Source organism: Sphingobium sp. JS3065 (genome assembly GCF_026427355.1).
In the GTDB taxonomy this organism is placed as follows: Bacteria; Pseudomonadota; Alphaproteobacteria; order Sphingomonadales; family Sphingomonadaceae; genus Sphingobium.
This window is the reverse complement of sequence record NZ_CP102664.1, coordinates 2,443,138-2,461,289: the sequence shown is the minus strand read 5'-3', so window position 1 is coordinate 2,461,289 and position 18,152 is coordinate 2,443,138. Positions and strand designations below refer to the sequence as shown.

General features: G+C 65.7%; 15 protein-coding genes and 1 tRNA gene. 11 read left to right on the top strand and 5 right to left on the bottom strand.

Annotated elements, in window-relative coordinates:
* The first annotated feature begins 259 nt into the window (after positions 1-259).
* The 3 genes from NUH86_RS11965 (at position 260) to NUH86_RS11955 (ending at position 3,277) form a co-directional block, all read left to right on the top strand.
* Entirely contained in the window at positions 260-1,855 is a 1,596-nt protein-coding gene (locus NUH86_RS11965; RefSeq protein WP_267249718.1) for a phosphoenolpyruvate carboxykinase, read from the top strand.
* Between the two features lie 114 nt (positions 1,856-1,969).
* Positions 1,970-2,287: a hypothetical protein gene (locus NUH86_RS11960; RefSeq protein ID WP_267249717.1), complete on the top strand. Its 318-nt coding sequence runs from the start codon at positions 1,970-1,972 to the stop codon at positions 2,285-2,287.
* Positions 2,288-2,461: 174 nt separating this feature from the next.
* Positions 2,462-3,277, top strand: coding sequence for a ferredoxin--NADP reductase (locus NUH86_RS11955; protein WP_267249716.1), 816 nt, complete (start codon positions 2,462-2,464; stop codon positions 3,275-3,277).
* 147 nt (positions 3,278-3,424) lie between these two features.
* Here NUH86_RS11955 and NUH86_RS11950 read toward each other — a convergent pair whose 3' ends face one another.
* Both NUH86_RS11950 and NUH86_RS11945 read right to left on the bottom strand, forming a co-directional pair.
* Positions 3,425-7,618 carry a translocation/assembly module TamB domain-containing protein gene (locus NUH86_RS11950; RefSeq protein ID WP_267249715.1) on the bottom strand — a complete coding sequence of 1,398 codons (4,194 nt, stop codon included), beginning with the start codon at positions 7,616-7,618 and terminating at the stop codon, positions 3,425-3,427.
* Positions 7,618-9,708: an autotransporter assembly complex protein TamA gene (locus tag NUH86_RS11945; RefSeq protein WP_267249714.1), complete on the bottom strand. Its 2,091-nt coding sequence runs from the start codon at positions 9,706-9,708 to the stop codon at positions 7,618-7,620. The genes NUH86_RS11950 and NUH86_RS11945 overlap by 1 nt, the downstream gene beginning before the upstream one ends.
* Positions 9,709-9,847: 139 nt before the next feature.
* Between NUH86_RS11945 and recJ the strand changes: the two genes are divergently transcribed.
* The 4 genes from recJ to NUH86_RS11925 all read left to right on the top strand — a co-directional run bounded on the left by recJ (position 9,848) and on the right by NUH86_RS11925 (position 13,336).
* On the top strand, positions 9,848-11,614 hold the full coding sequence (recJ, locus tag NUH86_RS11940; protein ID WP_267249712.1) for a single-stranded-DNA-specific exonuclease RecJ: 1,767 nt from the start codon (positions 9,848-9,850) through the stop codon (positions 11,612-11,614).
* Positions 11,615-11,735: 121 nt separating this feature from the next.
* Positions 11,736-11,810 (top strand) — tRNA-Glu (locus NUH86_RS11935).
* A 111-nt stretch (positions 11,811-11,921) separates the two neighbouring features.
* Positions 11,922-12,587 (top strand): peptidylprolyl isomerase, encoded by a 666-nt coding sequence (locus NUH86_RS11930; RefSeq protein WP_267249711.1) that lies wholly within the window; start codon positions 11,922-11,924, stop codon positions 12,585-12,587.
* A gap of 8 nt (positions 12,588-12,595) precedes the next feature.
* Complete coding sequence (locus tag NUH86_RS11925) at positions 12,596-13,336, top strand: DUF72 domain-containing protein (RefSeq protein WP_267249710.1); 741 nt, start codon at positions 12,596-12,598, stop codon at positions 13,334-13,336.
* 305 nt (positions 13,337-13,641) lie between these two features.
* Here NUH86_RS11925 and NUH86_RS11920 read toward each other — a convergent pair whose 3' ends face one another.
* Positions 13,642-13,827: a PspC domain-containing protein gene (locus NUH86_RS11920; RefSeq protein ID WP_267249709.1), complete on the bottom strand. Its 186-nt coding sequence runs from the start codon at positions 13,825-13,827 to the stop codon at positions 13,642-13,644.
* A 312-nt stretch (positions 13,828-14,139) separates the two neighbouring features.
* Between NUH86_RS11920 and NUH86_RS11915 the strand changes: the two genes are divergently transcribed.
* Positions 14,140-14,526, top strand: a complete 387-nt coding sequence (locus NUH86_RS11915; RefSeq protein ID WP_267252123.1) for a gamma-glutamylcyclotransferase family protein — start codon at positions 14,140-14,142, stop codon at positions 14,524-14,526.
* A 64-nt stretch (positions 14,527-14,590) separates the two neighbouring features.
* Complete coding sequence (locus tag NUH86_RS11910) at positions 14,591-15,487, top strand: dienelactone hydrolase family protein (RefSeq protein ID WP_267249707.1); 897 nt, start codon at positions 14,591-14,593, stop codon at positions 15,485-15,487.
* Here NUH86_RS11910 and NUH86_RS11905 read toward each other — a convergent pair whose 3' ends face one another.
* Together NUH86_RS11905 and NUH86_RS11900 are read right to left on the bottom strand one after the other, a co-directional pair.
* Positions 15,488-16,024 carry a peroxiredoxin gene (locus NUH86_RS11905; protein WP_416365325.1) on the bottom strand — a complete coding sequence of 179 codons (537 nt, stop codon included), beginning with the start codon at positions 16,022-16,024 and terminating at the stop codon, positions 15,488-15,490. It lies immediately after the preceding gene.
* An 11-nt stretch (positions 16,025-16,035) separates the two neighbouring features.
* Positions 16,036-16,416, bottom strand: a complete 381-nt coding sequence (locus tag NUH86_RS11900) for a VOC family protein (protein ID WP_267249705.1) — start codon at positions 16,414-16,416, stop codon at positions 16,036-16,038.
* Positions 16,417-16,452: 36 nt separating this feature from the next.
* On the opposite strand from NUH86_RS11900, the gene NUH86_RS11895 reads away from it, so the two are divergent.
* Both NUH86_RS11895 and recF read left to right on the top strand, forming a co-directional pair.
* Complete coding sequence (locus NUH86_RS11895) at positions 16,453-16,995, top strand: hypothetical protein (protein ID WP_267249704.1); 543 nt, start codon at positions 16,453-16,455, stop codon at positions 16,993-16,995.
* Positions 16,996-17,035: 40 nt separating this feature from the next.
* A complete protein-coding gene (gene recF / locus NUH86_RS11890) occupies positions 17,036-18,106 on the top strand; it encodes a DNA replication/repair protein RecF (RefSeq protein ID WP_267249703.1) in 1,071 nt (356 codons plus the stop codon).
* The last annotated feature ends 46 nt before the right edge of the window (positions 18,107-18,152 follow it).

Here is an 18,152-nt window from a genome sequence, read left to right as displayed (position 1 = left end):
TCCTGCGTTAGACGATGGCGGCTCCCCCCGCAAGGAAGGTCCGCCAGTGCGGGTTATGCGGCGTAGCCGTGGGAATTCGGGATTAACGCCGGGGACATGGCCTTTTCCGGGGTTTGACGCACCTTGTCCAAAGCCTTATGCCCCCTCTGTCTGCAGCAGACGGCGCCCCGCGGCGTGAAGAATCGCGGCGCCAGGAGGCGGACCGGTCGTGAACATGATAAGATGGCGGCCGGACATAATGATATTCAGGAGCAAAGGCGTGCAGGCCAAATCCTCTTTCACCCTCGATCAGCAGGGCATTTCCACAAGCGCTGTTCAATATTGGAATCTGGGCACCGCTCCGCTGGTCGAAGCCGCGCTCGCCAATGGCGAAGGCATTTTGGCGAAGGACGGCCCGCTGGTCGTCAAGACCGGCAAGCATACCGGCCGGTCGGCAAGCGACAAGTTCATCGTGCGCGACGCGGAAACCGAATCCGCCGTCTGGTGGGGCAAGACCAACGTGCCCATGACGCCGGAGCATTTCGCCGCGCTGAAGGCCGATTTCTTCGCCGCCCTGGGTCAGAAGGACAAGCTCTACGTCGCCGACCTGTTCGGCGGATCGCAGCCTGAACATCGCGTCAACGTGCGCGTCATCAACGAATTCGCCTGGCATAACCTGTTCATCCGCACGCTGCTGGTTCGTCCCGGCGCGGACGAGCTGGCCGGCTTTGCGCCTGAATATACGATCATCGACCTGCCGACCTTCCAGGCCGATCCGGCCCGCCATGGCAGCCGCAGCGAAACCGTGATCGCGGTCAACTTCACCGAGAAGCTGATCCTGATCGGCGGCACCCGCTATGCCGGAGAGATGAAGAAGTCGGTGTTCGGCATCCTCAACTATCTGCTGCCGACGCAGGGCGTGATGCCGATGCATTGTTCGGCCAATATCGGCCCGAACGGCGACACCGCCGTCTTCTTCGGCCTGTCGGGCACGGGCAAGACCACCCTGTCCGCCGACGCCAGCCGCACGCTGATCGGTGACGACGAGCATGGCTGGTCGGACACCGCCGTCTTCAATTTCGAGGGCGGCTGCTACGCCAAGATGATCAACCTGTCGGCCGAGGCCGAGCCGGAGATCTTCGCCACCACCAAGCGGTTCGGCACGGTGCTGGAAAATGTCGTGATCGACGAGGAAACCCGCGAGATCGACCTGGACGACAACAGCCTGGCGGAAAACAGCCGCGGTTCCTACCCGATCGATTTCATCCCGAACGCATCGGAAAAGAATCTGGGTCCGGTGCCGAAGAACATCATCTTCCTGACCGCCGATGCTTACGGCGTCCTGCCGCCGATTGCGCGTCTGACGCCGGAACAGGCCATGTACCACTTCCTTTCGGGTTATACCGCGCGTGTCGCGGGCACCGAAATCGGCGTGACGGAGCCGACGGCGACCTTCTCCACCTGCTTCGGCGCGCCGTTCATGCCGCGTCACCCCTCCGTCTACGGCAATCTGCTGAAGGAGCGGATCAACAAGGGCGGCGTCACCTGCTGGCTGGTCAACACCGGCTGGACCGGCGGCAAATATGGCGTCGGCAAGCGCATGCCGATCAAGGTGACTCGCGCCCTGCTGAACGCGGCGCTGGACGGCAGCCTCAACAGCGCCGAATTCCGCACCGATCCGAATTTCGGTTTCCAGGTGCCGGTGGCGGTGCCGGGCGTCGAGGCGACGATCCTGGATCCGCGGGCGACCTGGGCCGACAAGGCGGCCTATGACGAGACCGCCGGCAAGCTGGTGAAGCAGTTCGTCGACAATTTCGCGCAGTTCGAGGACCATGTCGACGCTTCGGTGCGCAGCGCCGCGCTGACGGCCGCCTGATTTTATAGCGATACGCAACGAAAGGGGCCGGGGGAGCGATCTCCTGGCCTCTTTCGCTTTCTGTCGGCGGCGCGCAATGCTATCCTGCATCGAATTTTCAGCGGGATATAAGCTATGGCACAGTTTGACGATTTGCTGGGCAATCTGGGTGGTCTGGAGGCGGTCGCCGCGAAGATCGGCCTTCAGCCCGAACAGATGCAGGCGCTGATGAGCGAAATCGGCGGCAAGATCGCTTCGGGCGAAACCGATGTCGCCGCCCTGGCGACCACGGCGGCCGAATATGGCGTGTCGGCGGACAAGTTGCAGGAACTGTTCGCGCAATTCGGCGGACCCGAAGCCATATTGTCGAAGATAGGCGGCCTGTTCGACCGCGACGGCGACGGCAATCCGCTCAATGAACTGGGCCGCCTGGCCAAGGGCCTGTTCGGCTGACCTCCATCATCCCGGCTTTCGCCGGGATGATCGCCAGCTTTCCCGCCGACAAGTTTTTTTCGCCTTGCCTTGGAACGTCCCAGGGGGCATTCGCGCTGCACAGCTTATTGCGAAGCCCACGCAACTGACGTCCTTTCAGGCGGCGGTCGCCCTGGATTTGGCAGGGGAAAAGGTTTGAACGACGTGACGATCGAAAAGCCGGTACTGGAACCGACCGGCGCGCTTTCAGTGGAAACCGTGCTGTCCGTGCGGCATTGGAACGAGCATCTTTTCAGCTTCCGCATCACCCGCCCGGCGAGCTTCCGCTTCCGTTCGGGCGAATTCGTGATGATCGGGCTTCAGGGCGACAATGGCAAGCCGCTGCTGCGCGCCTATTCGGTCGCCAGCCCCGCCTGGGACGAGGAACTGGAATTCCTGTCGATCAAGGTGCAGGACGGTCCGCTGACATCGAAGCTGCAATTGATCCAGCCGGGCGACCAGATTTACCTGGGCCGCAAGCCGACCGGCACGCTGGTGACCGACGCGCTGTTGCCGGGCAAGCGGCTGTTCATGCTGTCGACCGGCACGGGCCTCGCGCCTTTCCTCAGCCTGGCGCGCGATCCGGACGTCTATGAATTTTACGAGCAGGTCGTGGTGGTGCATTCGGTTCGCCGGGTGAGCGACCTGGCCTTCCACGACGAATTGTCGGGCAAGCTGGCGGAAGACCCGCTGGTGGCCGAGCAGGCGGCGGCGCAATTCCATTATGTGCCGACCGTGACGCGCGAGCCGTTCCGGAACAATGTGCGCATCGACAAGCTGGTCGAAACGGGCGCGCTGTTCGAGGGCATAGCGGGCGAGGCGAAGTTCAACCCGGAAACCGACCGGATCATGATGTGCGGCAGCATGGAAATGATCAAGCAGTTCGGCGCCTGGTTCGAGGAGCATGGCTTTGCCGAAGGCTCCAATGCGGCGCCGGGCGCCTATGTGATCGAGCGTGCTTTCGTCGGCTGATCGGTTGTCGCGATAGGGGAAGAAGGGCCGGCGGTGACGCTGGCCCTTTTGTTTTGGGTGGACTGACTGATTTTTGGCCAACCCAAGACATTCCCCTCCCGCAGGCGGTAGCGGGAATGGCTAACCACCCAAAATCATCGGGAAGGTTCAATAATCCTTCGAATAGCGCAGATTGGCAGACGATCCCGCGTTAGTGCCGGTCTTCGACAGCAGGCTGAGCGTCTTGGAGAGCGAGATTTCCAACTGGGTCGCCGTGAAGCCCTTGGGATCGGTGATCACCTCCACATAGATATTGTTCGAGATGTGCTGCCCGACCGCCAGCGATGTGCCGCGCCCGGTGGCTTCGTCGCCGCCGACGATGCCGATGCGGTCGACGCCGGAGGCGTTTTGCAGCTTGCCCATCGGATTGAGCCCGCCGCCGCCGCCGCGCAGCCCGTTGAGCGCCGCCGCCAACTGGATCGCCTGGGTCGCGGAGAGGTTCGCCACATTGTCCCCGAACAGGATGCGCGCCAATATCTCATCCTGCGGCAGCGTCGGGGTGGAAACGAAGGCGATGTCCGGCCGTTGCGCCGTGCCGCCCACTGCTATGCCCGCCGTCACCTCGCTGATCTTCGTATCGGCGCGGATCGCCAGCGTCGGGTTCATCATCGGCCCGTTGAAGGTGATGATGCCCTGCTGCAAATCGAACTGATGGCCGGAGAAGCTGTACCGGCCCCGGATCACCTCTATCTTGCCGACCACGCGAGGATCGGTGGCGGTTCCGGTGACGCGCATGTTCGTCTTCCATTCGGAATCGAGTCCCATGCCGGTCACGTAGATCTCATTATCGGCGCGCAGGCGGATGTCGAGTTTCCATGCCGTGGGCCTGGCCGCCGCCTGCCGCGTGGCGAGACGCTGGTCGAGCAGGTCGGCGCCCTCGCCCCTGCGCCGCACCCCGGTAAGCTGGCGGATGTCGCTGCCCCCCTGCCAGGCGACGCGATAGCGGGTTTCGGGCAACCACAGATCGCCCTTGATAAGGCCGCCATTGGCCGGGCTGTTGCTGATATTCAGCGTGCCGCTGACGACGCTGGTGATCGCCTCGCTGCGGGCGATGCGGGCGCGGTCCAGCTTCACGGCGATGTCCATGGGATAGCCGTTCTCCGCCGCCAGCCCCACAGTGCCGCTGGCCTGCACCGTGCCGTCGCCAGCGCGCCCGGAAAAGTCGCGCAGGTCGAGCCGGTCGTTGGTGAAGCGCCCGTCCAGCCGCATCTGCGTGACGCGGGTGCCGAAGCTTTCATTTTCATAGGTCAGCGCTTTGGCGCGCACGATACCGTTGAGGCGCGGCGCGCCCAGCCGTCCGCCGAAATCCGCCGCGACCGCGACCGGCCCGGATAATTGCTGCCCCGCCAGCCCCGCAAAGGAGAAAAGCACCTCGGCCGGCCCGGCATAGCGGATGCCGCCGCCCAAGGGCGCCGATTGCAGCCGTTCGACCCAACTCGCCCCCGGTCCCGGCGGGGCCAGCGTCGCGACGAAGCGGCCCAGCGTCGCATTGCCGCGCCGGATGAGGCCGCGCATGTCGCCGCCCGCGCCGGACAGTTTGCCCTCGACCGCCATCGACACCGGATCGGACACGGTGGTCAGGCTGGATCGGCGGAAGCCGCTGATCGCAAGGCGCGTGGTCGCGGTGGGAAAGTCGCTGCCGCTCTGGGCGAAGTCCAGCGTGCCGGTCGCCTTGCCGCTGACGCCCAGGCCCGGCGTCGCCATGTTGACGATGGCCAGGTCGAAATCCTTGAAGCGCGCCTGCATCGCGGTCTGCTGGCCGAAACGGCCCGCCAGATCGACCCGGCCCTGCGGCAGCACCAGGGTTGCGGGTTCGAGACGATAGCCCGCCTTTTCGATGCGGATTATGGCGGGCTGGGCGAAGCGGAAGGGGATGTTGCTCGCCTTGCCCTCCAGCGCGACGGCATAGAGGGTGGGGCGTAGCGCCGCGTTCACCGCGAGGGAGAAGGGCACGCCGGTCGATCCGTCGGCGACCAGTTGCGCCCGCCCGCGCCCGCCCTGATAGTCGATCCGCCCCCGCGCCTTGCGCACGACATAGTCGCCATAGGCGGCGTTGGCCATTTGCAGGTCGGCGGTGATCCGCGGCTGGTCTGTCAGCACCATGTTGGCCGTGAGCAGTGCCCGGCCGATCATCACATCGGCCTCGCCCGGCAGCCTGGCGTTGCTGGCGGTGGCGTCGATCCGCGCGCCCTGGGCCTTGCCCACAGCCGTCAGCCGGGCCGTGCCGGTAATGCCGGACCCGTTCATCGCCAGTTGCCCGGTGAAGGGACCGGCGGCGCTCTGCTGCACGGTGCCATGCATGTCGACCCCGGCGAAGCGCGCCTTGCTGATGTCGATGGTCAGCGGACCCCTGGCCGTGCGGATCAGCACATTGGCGAAGAAGGGACCATAGGGCGACCCGCCGGTGGTTTCGAGCCGATAGCCCGCCGCCTCGCCGTTCAGCTTCGCCACGACGTCATGCAACTGCACGCCGACATTGGGCCGGGCGGCGCGCAGCACGGCCTGCGGCCGTTCCATCGTGCCGCGCACGGTAAGGGCCAGCGGCCCATATCGGTTCGATGTCGCGGCGGCGTCGAACGCGATGGCGCCATCGGTATCGTAGCTGCCGGAGCCGCTATGGACCCGGAAATTGGGGGCCGCGCCTTTCAATCCGGCAAGGGTGAACTTCCCCTGCGGCGTCATGCCGATGCGGCCGGACATGACCGCGTTGCCGCCCAGGAAATCGCGGACGGAGGCGTTCTCCCACCGCGCCGTGCGCACGCCGAACCTGCCGTCCAGGCCGAAGCCGCCCTTCGGCCCCGGCACCAGATGCACATCGGTGTTGAGGTTGACGATGCCGACGCCGTCGATCCTGTAATCATTGACCCGGCCCTTGAGCGCGCCGCGGTAAATGGCGTTGTCCAGATCGGCCAGCACGATGGCCGTGGCGTCCACCCGGTCGCTGTCGATCTTCAGATTGTCGCTGATCAGCTTGCCGGCGGCATAGGCGAAGTCGCCCTTCACCCGCAGATTGCGCAGCAGGCCGCCCGCCGCCGCGTTCAAGCCGGTGACGCGGCTGGCGGTGGCGCTGACCGGAATGCGGATGCGGTCGACGTCGATCACGGCGCGCCCGCTGGCCTTCAGATTCTCTATCCCCGTGGCGTCGAAGGCGAGTTGCTTCGCCGTGAGGTCATAATCGATGAAGGGCGTCGCCATCGGCCCGTCCAGAATGACGGAGGCACGGACGTCGCGTCCCTTCACCTTCTCCATGATTGCGCCGGGGGTGAGCAGAACGGCGTCGATCCTGAGCGCGCTGAACCGGCTCTTGCCAAGGTCGATCAGGCCGTTCGCCGTGGCGGAAAGGGCAGGCGATTTCAACGACCCTTTCAGGTTCACCCGCCGTTCGTTGACGCCCGCTAGCAGGTCCACATCCAGTTGCGGCGTCGTCAGCCGGTCGACCGTTCCGGCAAGGACCAGGCCGGGGCGCACCGGCCCCTTCGCGGTGAAATTGCCGTCGCGGGCCGCGAGCGCGATGTTGGCCAACTCACCCCTGGCCGAGGTCGCGACCAGCCGCCCGTCCCAGGCCTGCCATGTCCCCCTGCCGTCCAGCCGCGCGGTGAAGCCGTCGGTCAGGCCGCTCATCGCCGCGATCACGCCATTTTTGGGCGCGGTCAGCGTGCCCTGCATGGACAGGCGGTTCTGCGCGGGCACGGCGTCCAGCTTCGCCTGCAAACGGTCGCCGCTGTCCACAACCGCGTCGGCCGACAGGATCGCCCGGCCATCGGCGATGTGCGTCACGCCGTCGATGGCGATTTCGCGCTTCTGGCCGATGACCGGCCTTGCGACCAGGAATTTGGCGATTTTCAGCCGGTCGACGTCGATGTCCAGGTCGGGCAGGATGGGGGCGTTGGGATCGGTCTTCGTGATGTTGAACTGCGGGCTGCGGGCCAGCACCACCAGCGGGCTTTCCAGCAGCCGCACCGAAATATGGTTGTCGATGTAGCGGAAGGGGTTCCACACCACATGCACTTCCGGGCTGACCGCGAAGATGCCCTTGGGGTCGCGCAGCACCAGATTGCGGATGGTCATGTCGCTGTAGATCGACCCGTCGATCCGGCCGACCTCTATGGCCATGCCGGATTCCAGCTTCAGCGCGGCGATCTGGCGAATGAGGAATGTCTTGCCCGGCTGGGTGTTGAGGAACAGCAGCAGGCCCGCCGTCAGCACCACCAGCGCGACGGCAAGGCCGACGACGCCCAGCGCGATCCTTTGCCAGAGGGGCCGCCCTTCGCGGATGATGGTGGTGGGGGTTTCCTCAGCCATCAGAATGCCTGCCCGATGCCGATATAGAGCGCGAATTTGGATTCGCCCGGCTGCCGGTTGATCGGCATGGCGATGTCGGCGCGGAACGGCCCGAAATTGGTGTAGAAGCGCCCGCCTACGCCGACGCCGTACCGGATATTGGAAAATTGCGGCATCGAACTTTCATAGACCTGGCCCGCATCGACGAAGGCGACCACGCCATAATCGCCGAAGCGGTAGCGGCCCTCGACCGCGAATTCATTGACGGACCGGCCGCCGATGGGATCGTTGTTCACGTCCTTCGGCCCCAGTTCCTGATAGCCATAGCCGCGCACCGACCCGCCGCCGCCCGCATAGATGCGCCGCGACGGCGCCACATCGTCCCGCTTCGCCCCGCTGATCGTGCCGACCCGCGTCCGCCCGGCGATCACCAGCGCGTCGGACAGCGGATAATAGCCCGTCAGGTCGAAGGTCGCCCGCAAATAGGGGGAAAAGCTGCCCTGCAACGACCCCTCCGGCTCTGCCCGCAAATTGGCGCGGAATCCCCTGGTCGGGTTCAGCAGATCGTTGGATCGGTCATAGCCGATCTGCACCGGCAGGCCGCCGATGAAATAGGTCCGCCGCGTCTTGTCCGCCGTCGCCGGATCGACCACCACCTGCTCGTTGGTCAGCAGCACCTCCGCCCCATAGCTGTAGGTCCAGCGTTTCTGGAAGATCGGCGTCGACTGGCGCGACCAGCCGATATTCAGCCCGACGGTATAGGCTTCATAGGCGTCGTAATTCTGGTGGTTGACCGCAATGCCGGTCTGGAAGCTCTTGTCGCGCTTGCCCGCATTGGACCGGCGGAAGGTGCCGGACGCGCCCTGTTCCTGCGTCCCGGCGACGACGCTGGCGATCACCGCGCCTTCGGGCGGGAAGAGGTTGCGGTGCGTCCATGTCCCCTCGGCGCGGAAGCCCTGTCCCGTGCCATAGCCCAGTTCCCCCGCCAGCGTGCGCGGCTTGCCCGCCTCCTGCACGACGTTCAGGTCGACATATTCGGTGCCGTCCGGGCCGGGTTCATTGGTTCTGACCGGGTCGACCGCAATGCTGGAAAACAGCCCCGTCGCCACCAGCGCCCGGCGCAGATCGTCCACCTTGCGGCTGTCGTACAACTCGCCCGGCTTGAAGCGGCTGATGACCTTCATATGGTCGGCGCCGAAGGCCTGCTTGCCGCCGGTCGTCGTGATCCCCCGGAACGACCCGCGCGGCCCCGTTTCGACCGGCAGGCTATAGTCGCCCGTCGCCGTCGCGGGATCGAGCAATATGTCGCGCTGCCCCACCTGGGCGAAGGGATAGCCCTTTTCCGGCAGCTTGACGCCGACATTGGCTTCCGCGCCCTCGACCGCCGCGGCGATGATGAAATCGCCCGTCCTGAGCGGCAGGCTGTCGCGGATCAGGCCCGGCGGCACGGTCGGCCCGGCATGGATGACGATATCGCCGATCTTGTAGCGCTTGCCCGGCGTGACGGAGACGATGGCCTTCAGCGTCCCGTCGCCAGCCTGATCCAGAGAGGCGAGGGCGGTCCCGTCATAATAGCCCTCCGAATAAAGCAGCCGCACGGCCAGCGCCTCATCCTCATGGGCGCGGGCCTGGAGCATGGCCGCCGTGTCCGCCTTGCCCCCGCCGTCGACCAGCGAAGAGGAATCGCGGAACGCATCCTCCAGCCCCGTCCTGCCGAAACCCTCTATCGCCACCGAATAGCGGACCGCTTCGGTCTTTTCCCCGGGATCATTGTCGGTCGCGACCTGCAACGGCACCTGCACGCTGTCGAGCGGCGGTAGCGGCTGCGCCAGTTCGCGTTCCTCCAGCGGTTCGACCGCGGGCGGCAGTTGCTGCGCCGCGCCTGGTGGCGGCATCTGCCGGTCGATCCATTCATCGATGGAGGGCAGGGGGGCGTCCGCTTCGCCGGGCTTGGGCAGCCGCGCCTCGAACTCGCCGTCGGGCAGGATCGGCTCCTCCTGCGGAGGCGGCGAAGGCGCGGGGGGCGACTGGGCCATCAGGGGGAGGGGGGAGGCCGCCAACATCATCAGACCCAAGGCTTGCCGAACCCGCTTCGCCTGCCTGGAACCCATGGAAACCGCCGTGCCCCTTTTTTTGTCCGGCGCCCATTCGGGCGGGAGCAATCAATACGCGCAAGCGGTTGTTTCGGTTCCCGCCCGCGCCATGACAGGGGCGCTTCCCCTCGAATCCCAATGCGTCTAGACCGGCGGGATGACTATTGCGCTCAACGTCACCCGTTCGATCCTTGGCCAGCCGTGGCGGTGGCGCGGGGGTAATGGTGATGGGCGCGATCCGGGCTATCGGCCCGACGATCTGGTGACGCAATTGCTGTTGGCGCGCGGCTGTCCGCGTGATGGGGTGGAGGCGCATCGCAACCCCACCATCCGCCACTTCATGCCCGACCCCAGCCTGTTCCGCGACATGGACGCCGCCGCCGAACGGCTGGCCGACGCGGTGGTGCGCGGGGAGGATGTGCGCATCTTCGGCGATTATGACGTGGACGGCGCGACCAGCGCGGCGCTGCTGATCCGCCTGCTGCGCGATCTGGGGCTGGCGGCCCGGCCCTATATTCCCGACCGGCTGATGGAGGGTTACGGCCCGTCGGGCGAAGCGCTGGTGCGGCTGGCGGGCGAGGGGGCGACATTGATCGTCACGGTCGATTGCGGCGCGCAGGCTTTCGACGCGCTGGCGCAGGCGAAGGCGGCGGGCGTCGATGTGGTGGTGGTCGACCATCATAAATGCACCACCCTGCTTCCCGAAGCCCTGGCGCTGGTGAATCCCAATCGCCTCGATGAAGGGGAGGAAGCCGCCGCCCATGGCCATCTGGCGGCGGTGGGGGTCGCTTTCCTGCTGGGCGCGGCGTTGATCCGGGTGCTGCGCCAACGCAACTGGTTCGCCGCGCGGGCGGAGCCGGCGCTGATGGAACTGCTCGACATCGTTGCCTTGGGCACGGTGGCGGATGTGGCGCAATTGAAGGGCCTGAACCGCGCCTTCGTCGCGCAGGGCCTGAGGATCATGGCCAAGCGCCGCAATATCGGCCTCTCTGCCCTGATCGACGCCAGCCGCCTGACGCGGGCGCCGCTCTGCCACGACCTTGGCTTTGCGCTCGGCCCGCGCATCAATGCGGGCGGGCGCGTGGGGAAGGCGGACCTCGGCGTGCGGCTGCTCACCACCGAAGACCCGGCGGAGGCCGCGAAGATCGCCGCCGAACTCGATCTGCTCAACGAAGAACGCCGCGCCATAGAGGCCGCCGTTCAGGCGGAGGCGGAGCAACTGCTCGCCGCGCAGGGCAACCGCGCCGTTGCGATCGTGTCGGGCGCGGGCTGGCATCCGGGCGTGATCGGCATCGTCGCCGGGCGCATCAAGGAAAAGGCGGGCCGCCCCGCCATCGTCGTCGCCATCGATGAAGAAGGCGTGGGCAAGGGATCGGGCCGTTCCATTTCCGGCGTCGATCTGGGCGCTGCGGTGCTGGCGGCGAAGGACAGCGGATTGCTGGTCGCGGGCGGCGGCCATGCCATGGCGGCGGGGTTGACGGTCGCGGCGGACAAGCTGGATGCGCTGGCCGATTTCCTGGACGAACGGCTTTCCGGCGCGGTCGCCAGGGCGCGGGACGACCGCGCCTTGCTGATCGACGCGGTGCTGGCCCCGGCGGGGGTCAATCCGGACTTCGTCGCCGCCATCGATGCGGGCGGCCCCTATGGTGCGGGCTGGCCCGCGCCGATGATCGTCTCCGGCCCGATGCGGGTCATCAAGGCCGATGTCGTGGGTAACGGCCATTTGCGCGCGATCATGGCGGGGGACGATGGCCGGTCGATCAAGACCATCGCCTTCCGCCAGGCTGAATCCGACCTGGGCCAGGCGATATTGGGCGCGCCCCGCGACCGGCGGCTATGGGTCGCAGGTCGTGCAAAGATCGACGATTGGGGGCCGCGCCCGGCGGCCGAATTGCACCTGGAGGATGCCGCCTGGGCCGATTGACGGGCGGGTCTGCAAATTTTTCCTCCGCGTCATTTTCAGGACGAAAAGGGGGTTGACCGTTCCGGAGCCACCGCCTAATGCCCGCCTCACTTCGCAGCAACGCCCACGCGGTTCTGCATGTGGCCCCTTCGTCTAGCGGTTAGGACGCGGCCCTTTCACGGCTGAAACACGGGTTCGATTCCCGTAGGGGTCACCACCTTCCTCCATGGGAAAGCGGTGAAAAGCGGGTTTCCACCCGGTTGCGCCGTGCGTGCAAGCGCTCTAGCCTTGGGTCATATCCCTCTTTCATGAGCGTGCCTTCCTGCCGATGCGTCCTGTCGTCCTGCGTTGCCTCATCCTGCCGATTGCCCTTGTTTCCGGTCCTGCCATCGCGCTGCCCGCCAACCGGCCGACGCCGGGCTACACCCGTGTGGCGATCGAAACCTCCGTCGGCAGGATCGTCGTGGCGGCCGACAACCGCCGGGCGCCGGTCACCGCCGCCAATTTCCTGACCTATGTCGATGATGGCCGCTTCGATGGCGTCACCTTCTATCGCGCGGCGCGGCGCAAGAGCGATCCGAAGCTGGGGCTGATCCAGGGCGGGATCGACACCGATGCTCGCCGATCCCTGCCGCCGATCCGGCATGAGCCGACGACGCGGACCGGGATCAGGCATCTCGACGCGACGATTTCCATGGCGCGGCCCAATCGCGCCAATTCGGCCATGGGCAATTTCTTCATCACCGTGGGGCCGACGCCCAATATGGATGCGCGGGGCGATTATATCGGCTATGCTGCCTTCGGCCATGTGGTGGGCGGCATGGATGTGGTGAGGAAAATCCTTGCCGTGCCCACCTGTTGCGGATCGGGTCCGATGCGCGGGCAGATGATCGTCAAGCCTATCGCCATCATCCGTGCCAAAAGGCTCGACGGCACGCCGCATCCGACGCGGGGGGTGAAGCCCTGGTTGTTGGGCCTCCACCGGAAACCTTAGGATGCGGCATGAGCGGAAAGATCAGGATCGGGATCGGCGGTTGGGTCTTCGAACCATGGCGCGGCGCCTTCTATCCTGAAGGGCTGCGGCAGAAGGACGAACTGGCCTATGTGGGCGAGCATCTGACCGCGACGGAAATCAACGCCACCTATTACAGCACGCAAAAGCCCGCGACCTTCGCCGGATGGGCCAAGGCGGTGCCCGATGGCTTCCAGTTCGCGGTCAAGGCGTCGCGCTTCTGCACCAATCGCCGGGTGCTGGCCGATGCGGGCGAGTCCATCGCCAAATTCGCCCATCAGGGGCTGGTCGAGCTGGGCGACCGGCTGGGACCGATCCTCTGGCAGTTCATGCCGACCAAGAAATTCGACGCGGAGGATTTCGGCGCTTTCCTGCAATTGCTGCCCGCCAGCGTGGACGGCGTGCCGCTGCGCCACGCGCTGGAGGTGCGGCATGACAGTTTTGACGATCCCGCCTTTTTCGATCTGGCGCGTAAGGCGGGGGCGGCGGTCGTCCATGCCGATCATCCGGAATATCCGGCACTGCATGGCGCGGATGTCGGCTTTTCCTATGCCCGGCTGATGCGCACGCGGGAGGAGGAGCCGACCGGCTATTCGCCCCAGGAAATCGAGCGCTGGGCTGACCATGCGCGGGAGCGGGCCGCGAAGGGCGACGTCTATGCCTTTTTCATCAGCGGCGCGAAAATCCGCGCGCCTGCCGCTGCCCAGGCGATGATTGTGGCTTTGGGGTAACGGTGACTGTTGCATTTGCTGCAACTGCGAAATCGTCCTTTGCGATTGTTACAAGATCATGTCGGGCGCATAGGCCTGCTTGCCCTAGGGGCAACCAGAAGAAAATGATTGCAGGACGAAGAAAATGAGACACACGGTTCAGGGCGTTGCCCTCATGGTTGCGGTCGGCGCGCAGATGCTGACCTTCTATTCGGTGCTGTTTGCCTGAGCGCGACATGACCCGATCCATACCGTCACTGACGGACAACAGAAGAGCCGCCCCGGATATGTTCAAGGGCGGCTCTTTTCATTATGGCTGTTCCTGATCAGCCTTCCGCCAGCCAACCCGCCAGCAGATAGGCGACGACGCCGACCGGACCCAGGGCGCACAGCGTCAGCAGCACGACCGCGATGCGGATCAACGTGACATCCAGGCCGGTACGGTTGGAAAGCCCGGCGCACACGCCCATGATCTTTCCATTGCGGCGGTCGAGGGTGAAGCTGTTGTTCATGAACCTGGCCTTCTTGAAAAATTATGGGATCAGGCGATCGGCGTGACCGGGACGGCGGCACCGATGAAGAGGCCGGCGACCAGCAGCGCACCGGTCATCGCGAAAGCGGCGTTCTGAAGCTTGGCGAACATGATATATACTCCCTGAAAATATATGGGCCGGACCGTCCGGCCGTGATGCCAGGATATTTGCAGGAGCCGTGCCAATTCCCGTTCAGCCCGCAAATTCCGGGATTTCAGGCCGTCTCGCGCCATTTTCCCGTGAAAATATTTCCATCAGTTGGGAAAATTCCCCGCTAATGGGGAATATTTTCTGAACGCGCCGCTGCTCTTCGTCTATGGCACGCTTCGTCCCGGCTTTGACGATCCGATGGCGCTATGGTTGCGCGAAGCGGCGCGCCATGTGGGGCCGGCGACGGCGCGGGGCAGGCTCTATCGCGTCGACAGCTATCCCGCCTTCGTGCCGGGCCGATCGGATGCGGTGACGGGTGACCTGTTCGCGCTGGTTGATCCCATGGCGACCCTCGCCATCCTCGACGATTATGAGGAATGCGCCGCGCATTTCCCCCAGCCGCATGAATATCGCCGCGAAAGGCTGATCGTCCGGAGCGAAAATGGTCCGGTGGAGGCATGGACCTATATCTACAACCGGGATGTCGGCGGTCTGGCGCGGATCGAGAGCGGCGATTTCCTTGCCTGAGAAAGACTTGCGCCCGGCGCGGACCTGATTAGGCTCCCGCGCCATGGCTTGAGGAGAGACGCGCATGACCGGCACGAAGGATCAGCCCGACCGCTTACCCGAAGACCGCAACTGGATCGGCTCCACCGGTCTCGACCGGCGCAAGCTGCTGGTGGGCGGGGCGTTCGCCGCCGGTTTCGCCGCTGCCTGCCGCCCCATTTCGAGCAGCGCCGTCCAGACGCCTGGCGAAGGGCTGAAGGAGGAGACGGTGTCGATCGAGGCGAGCGACGGCTTTGCCATGCCCGCTTTCGTCGCTCGTCCCGCCGCTGCCAAGGCCGCGCCGATCGTCGTCGTCGTGCATGAGATTTTCGGCGTGCATGAATGGATTCGCGACATCTGCCGCCGCTTCGCCAGGGCGGGCTATTATGCCGTCGCGCCCGACCTGTTCGCCCGCCATGGCGATGCGACCAAGGTGGCGGATTTCAAGCAACTGATCGCCACCATCGTGTCGAAGGCGCCCGACGCGCAGGTGCTGAACGACATCGACGCCACCTATGGCTGGGCGGGCAGCCATGGCGGCGACGGCAAGCGGCGCGGCATCACCGGATTCTGCTGGGGCGGGCGGGTCGTGTGGCTCTATGCCGCCCACAGCGCGGCGCTGGACGCGGGCGTCGCCTTTTACGGCCGCCTGATCAGCGACAAGACGCAATTGCAACCGCTGAACGTCATCGAGCAGGTGAGCGCGCTCAAGGCCCCGGTGCTTGGCCAATATGGCGCGCTGGACAAGGGTATTCCGGTCGCGGATGTCGAAAAGATGCAGGCCGCGCTGAAGATCGCGGGCAAGGCGCCGCCGGATACGATCACCGTCCATCCCGGCGCCGACCATGGCTTCATGGCCGACTATCGCCCCAGCTATAACGAAGCCGCCGCAAAGGCCGCCTGGGAGGCGACGCTTGGCTGGTTCGGCAAATATGTGAAGTGACTATTTCTGTTTCATCGCCTCCACGGCGGCCAGCGTGCTCTTCACATGGCCGGCATAGTTCATCTCGCTATGGACGAAGGCGATGCGGCCGCTGGGCGCGATGACATAGGAGGTGCGGTCGGTCATGCCCGGCCGCATCTTCAACGCCACGTCATAGCCCGACACGATATTCGGCCCGGCCGACGCCACGGCGAACTTGCCCGCGCAATCCTTGGTGGAGAAGGCGACCAGATCCTCCACCGGATCGGCCGACATGCCGATCACCGTGGCGCCCGCCTTCTTGAAATCCTCGATATGTTCGGCAAACTCGCGCGCCTCGGCGGAGCAGCCCGGCGTGAACGCCTTGGGGAAGAAATAGAGCACCACCGGCCCGCGCTTCAACTGGTGCGACAGGGTCAGGGTGAAGGTCTTGCCCGCCAACGCGCCGCGGGTGGTGAAGTCGGGCGCCTTGGCCCCGATGGCCAGTGCCGCCATGGCCGCTTGCGAACCCAGCGCGGCGGCGGCAAGAGCAAGGGCGATCTTCACGCTTTTCATCATCGGCTTCCTCTTCATAGCGGCGGCTCCCATAATTCGATGGCATTGCCTTCGGGATCATGGATGCGGGCGAAGCGGCCCACCTCCGGATGATCCCATTCGGCCCTGGTGATGACTGCAACGTTCGCGGCGCGCAAGTCCGCCAGCAGCCCATCCAGATCGGAAACGCGGAAATTGATCATGAATGCCTTGTCGGCGGCGAAATAGTCGCTGTCGGCGGGGAAGGGAGCGAAGACCATCGGTCCGCCCTGCGCCGTCCATGTGTGGATGTTGGCCGCGACCTGCGGATCGGCCGAACAGCCCGCGCCGACGCCCAGATGCGCGCGATACCAGCCGGAAAGCGCCTCCGGATCGCGGGCGCGAAAGAAAAATCCACCCATTCCCAGCACGGCCATGGCATATCTCCCTTGTCGGGAAGGAGTATAGCAGGGATGGATCAGTTATGCGCGGTGGCGGGAACCCATTGGCGAAACCCCGGTTTCTCTTCCATGCGCGCGATGATTCTCCTGCCGCTGATGGTCCTTGCGGCCTGTGGCGACCAGCAAGGCGACCAGTCCGGCATCGCGACCAACATCGTGGATGAGGCGACGACGGGCGTTCGCGAAGCGCCGCAGGGCGAGAACGGCATCCAGACCGCCGAACCGGCGCCGGACATTTCGCCGCCATCGGGGCCGGTCGGCGCGACCATCCCCGCCAGCATACAGGGGCGCTGGGCCGGTCTTGACGAAAGCTGCGCCGACCGCGCGACGGAGATGGAACTGACGATCACGCCAACCAGCCTGGTTTTCATGGAAAGCGAAGGCAAGGTCACCGGCGTGTCTCACGGCCCGGATGGGCGCATCCGCATCGACGCCGCCTTTACCGGCGAAGGGCAGAGCTGGAACAGGAAACTGGAACTGCGTCCCTCGGCCGGTGGTCGCGAATTGACGGTGATCGATGACGGGCGGGCGGTGACGCGCAAGCGGTGTAGCTGAACCGCTTCCCCATTGCCGCTGGTATCGCTAGAGCCACCCCATGATCGGCCGTCTTACCTTGAGCGATTTCCGCAATCATGCGGATGCGCTGATCCTGCCCGATCATGCCTTCATCGTGCTGACTGGCGACAATGGCGCGGGCAAGACCAATATCCTGGAAGCCGTGTCGATGCTGGCCCCCGGCCGGGGCCTGCGCGGCGCGGCCCTGCGCGACATGGTGCGGCAGGGCGGGGCGGGCGGCTTCGGCATAGCGGCGGAAGTGGACGGCGTGATGCTGGGAACCGGCGTGCTTGCCGCCGCCCCCGACCGGCGGCAGGTGCGGATCGGCGGCGTCTCCTCCTCCGCGAACGCGCTGGCGGATCATCTCTCCATCGTCTGGCTCACGCCCGCGATGGACCGGCTGTTCATGGACAGTCCCGGCGGGCGGCGGCGTTTTCTCGACCGGCTGACGCTGGCGCTGCATCCCGCCCATGCCGCGCACAGCGCCCGTTATGAAGCGGCGATGCGGGCGCGCAACCGGCTGCTGAACGATCTGTCCGCCGCCGATCCTTCCTGGCTGAGCGCCCTCGAAGCGCAGATGGAGGAGCATGGCGCGGCTCTCTCCGCCGCCCGCGCCGATCTGGTCGCCCGCCTCGGCACGGCATTGGAGGACCAGCCCGACCATCCCTTCGCCCGCCCGCTGCTGGCGATCGAGGGGGAGGGGGATGGCGACGAACCGTTGGGGATACGCCTGGCCCGCGAACGCCGCCGCGATGCCGCCGCCGGGCGCAGCCTGTCCGGTCCGCACCGGCAGGATCTGGCCGTCACCCACGCCGCCAAGCGCCAGGCCGCCGCGCTTTGCTCGACCGGCGAGCAGAAGGCGCTGCTGCTCTCCGTCCTGCTCGCCCATGCGGCGCTGGTCACGGCCCATCGCGGCCAGCCACCGGTGCTGCTGCTGGACGAAGTGGCGGCGCATCTCGACCCGTCGCGACGGGCCGCGCTGTTCGACCGGCTGTGCGAAACCGGCGGCCAGGTCTGGATGACCGGCACGGAAGACAGTCTTTTCAATGATTTACCTGTGGCCAGCCGGTTTTGCGTAACGGCGGGACGAGTCTTTCGTTCCGCAGGTTGACGCACTGCAACAACGATTCGTCGCGGGCTGCTTTTCAACTCGTCCG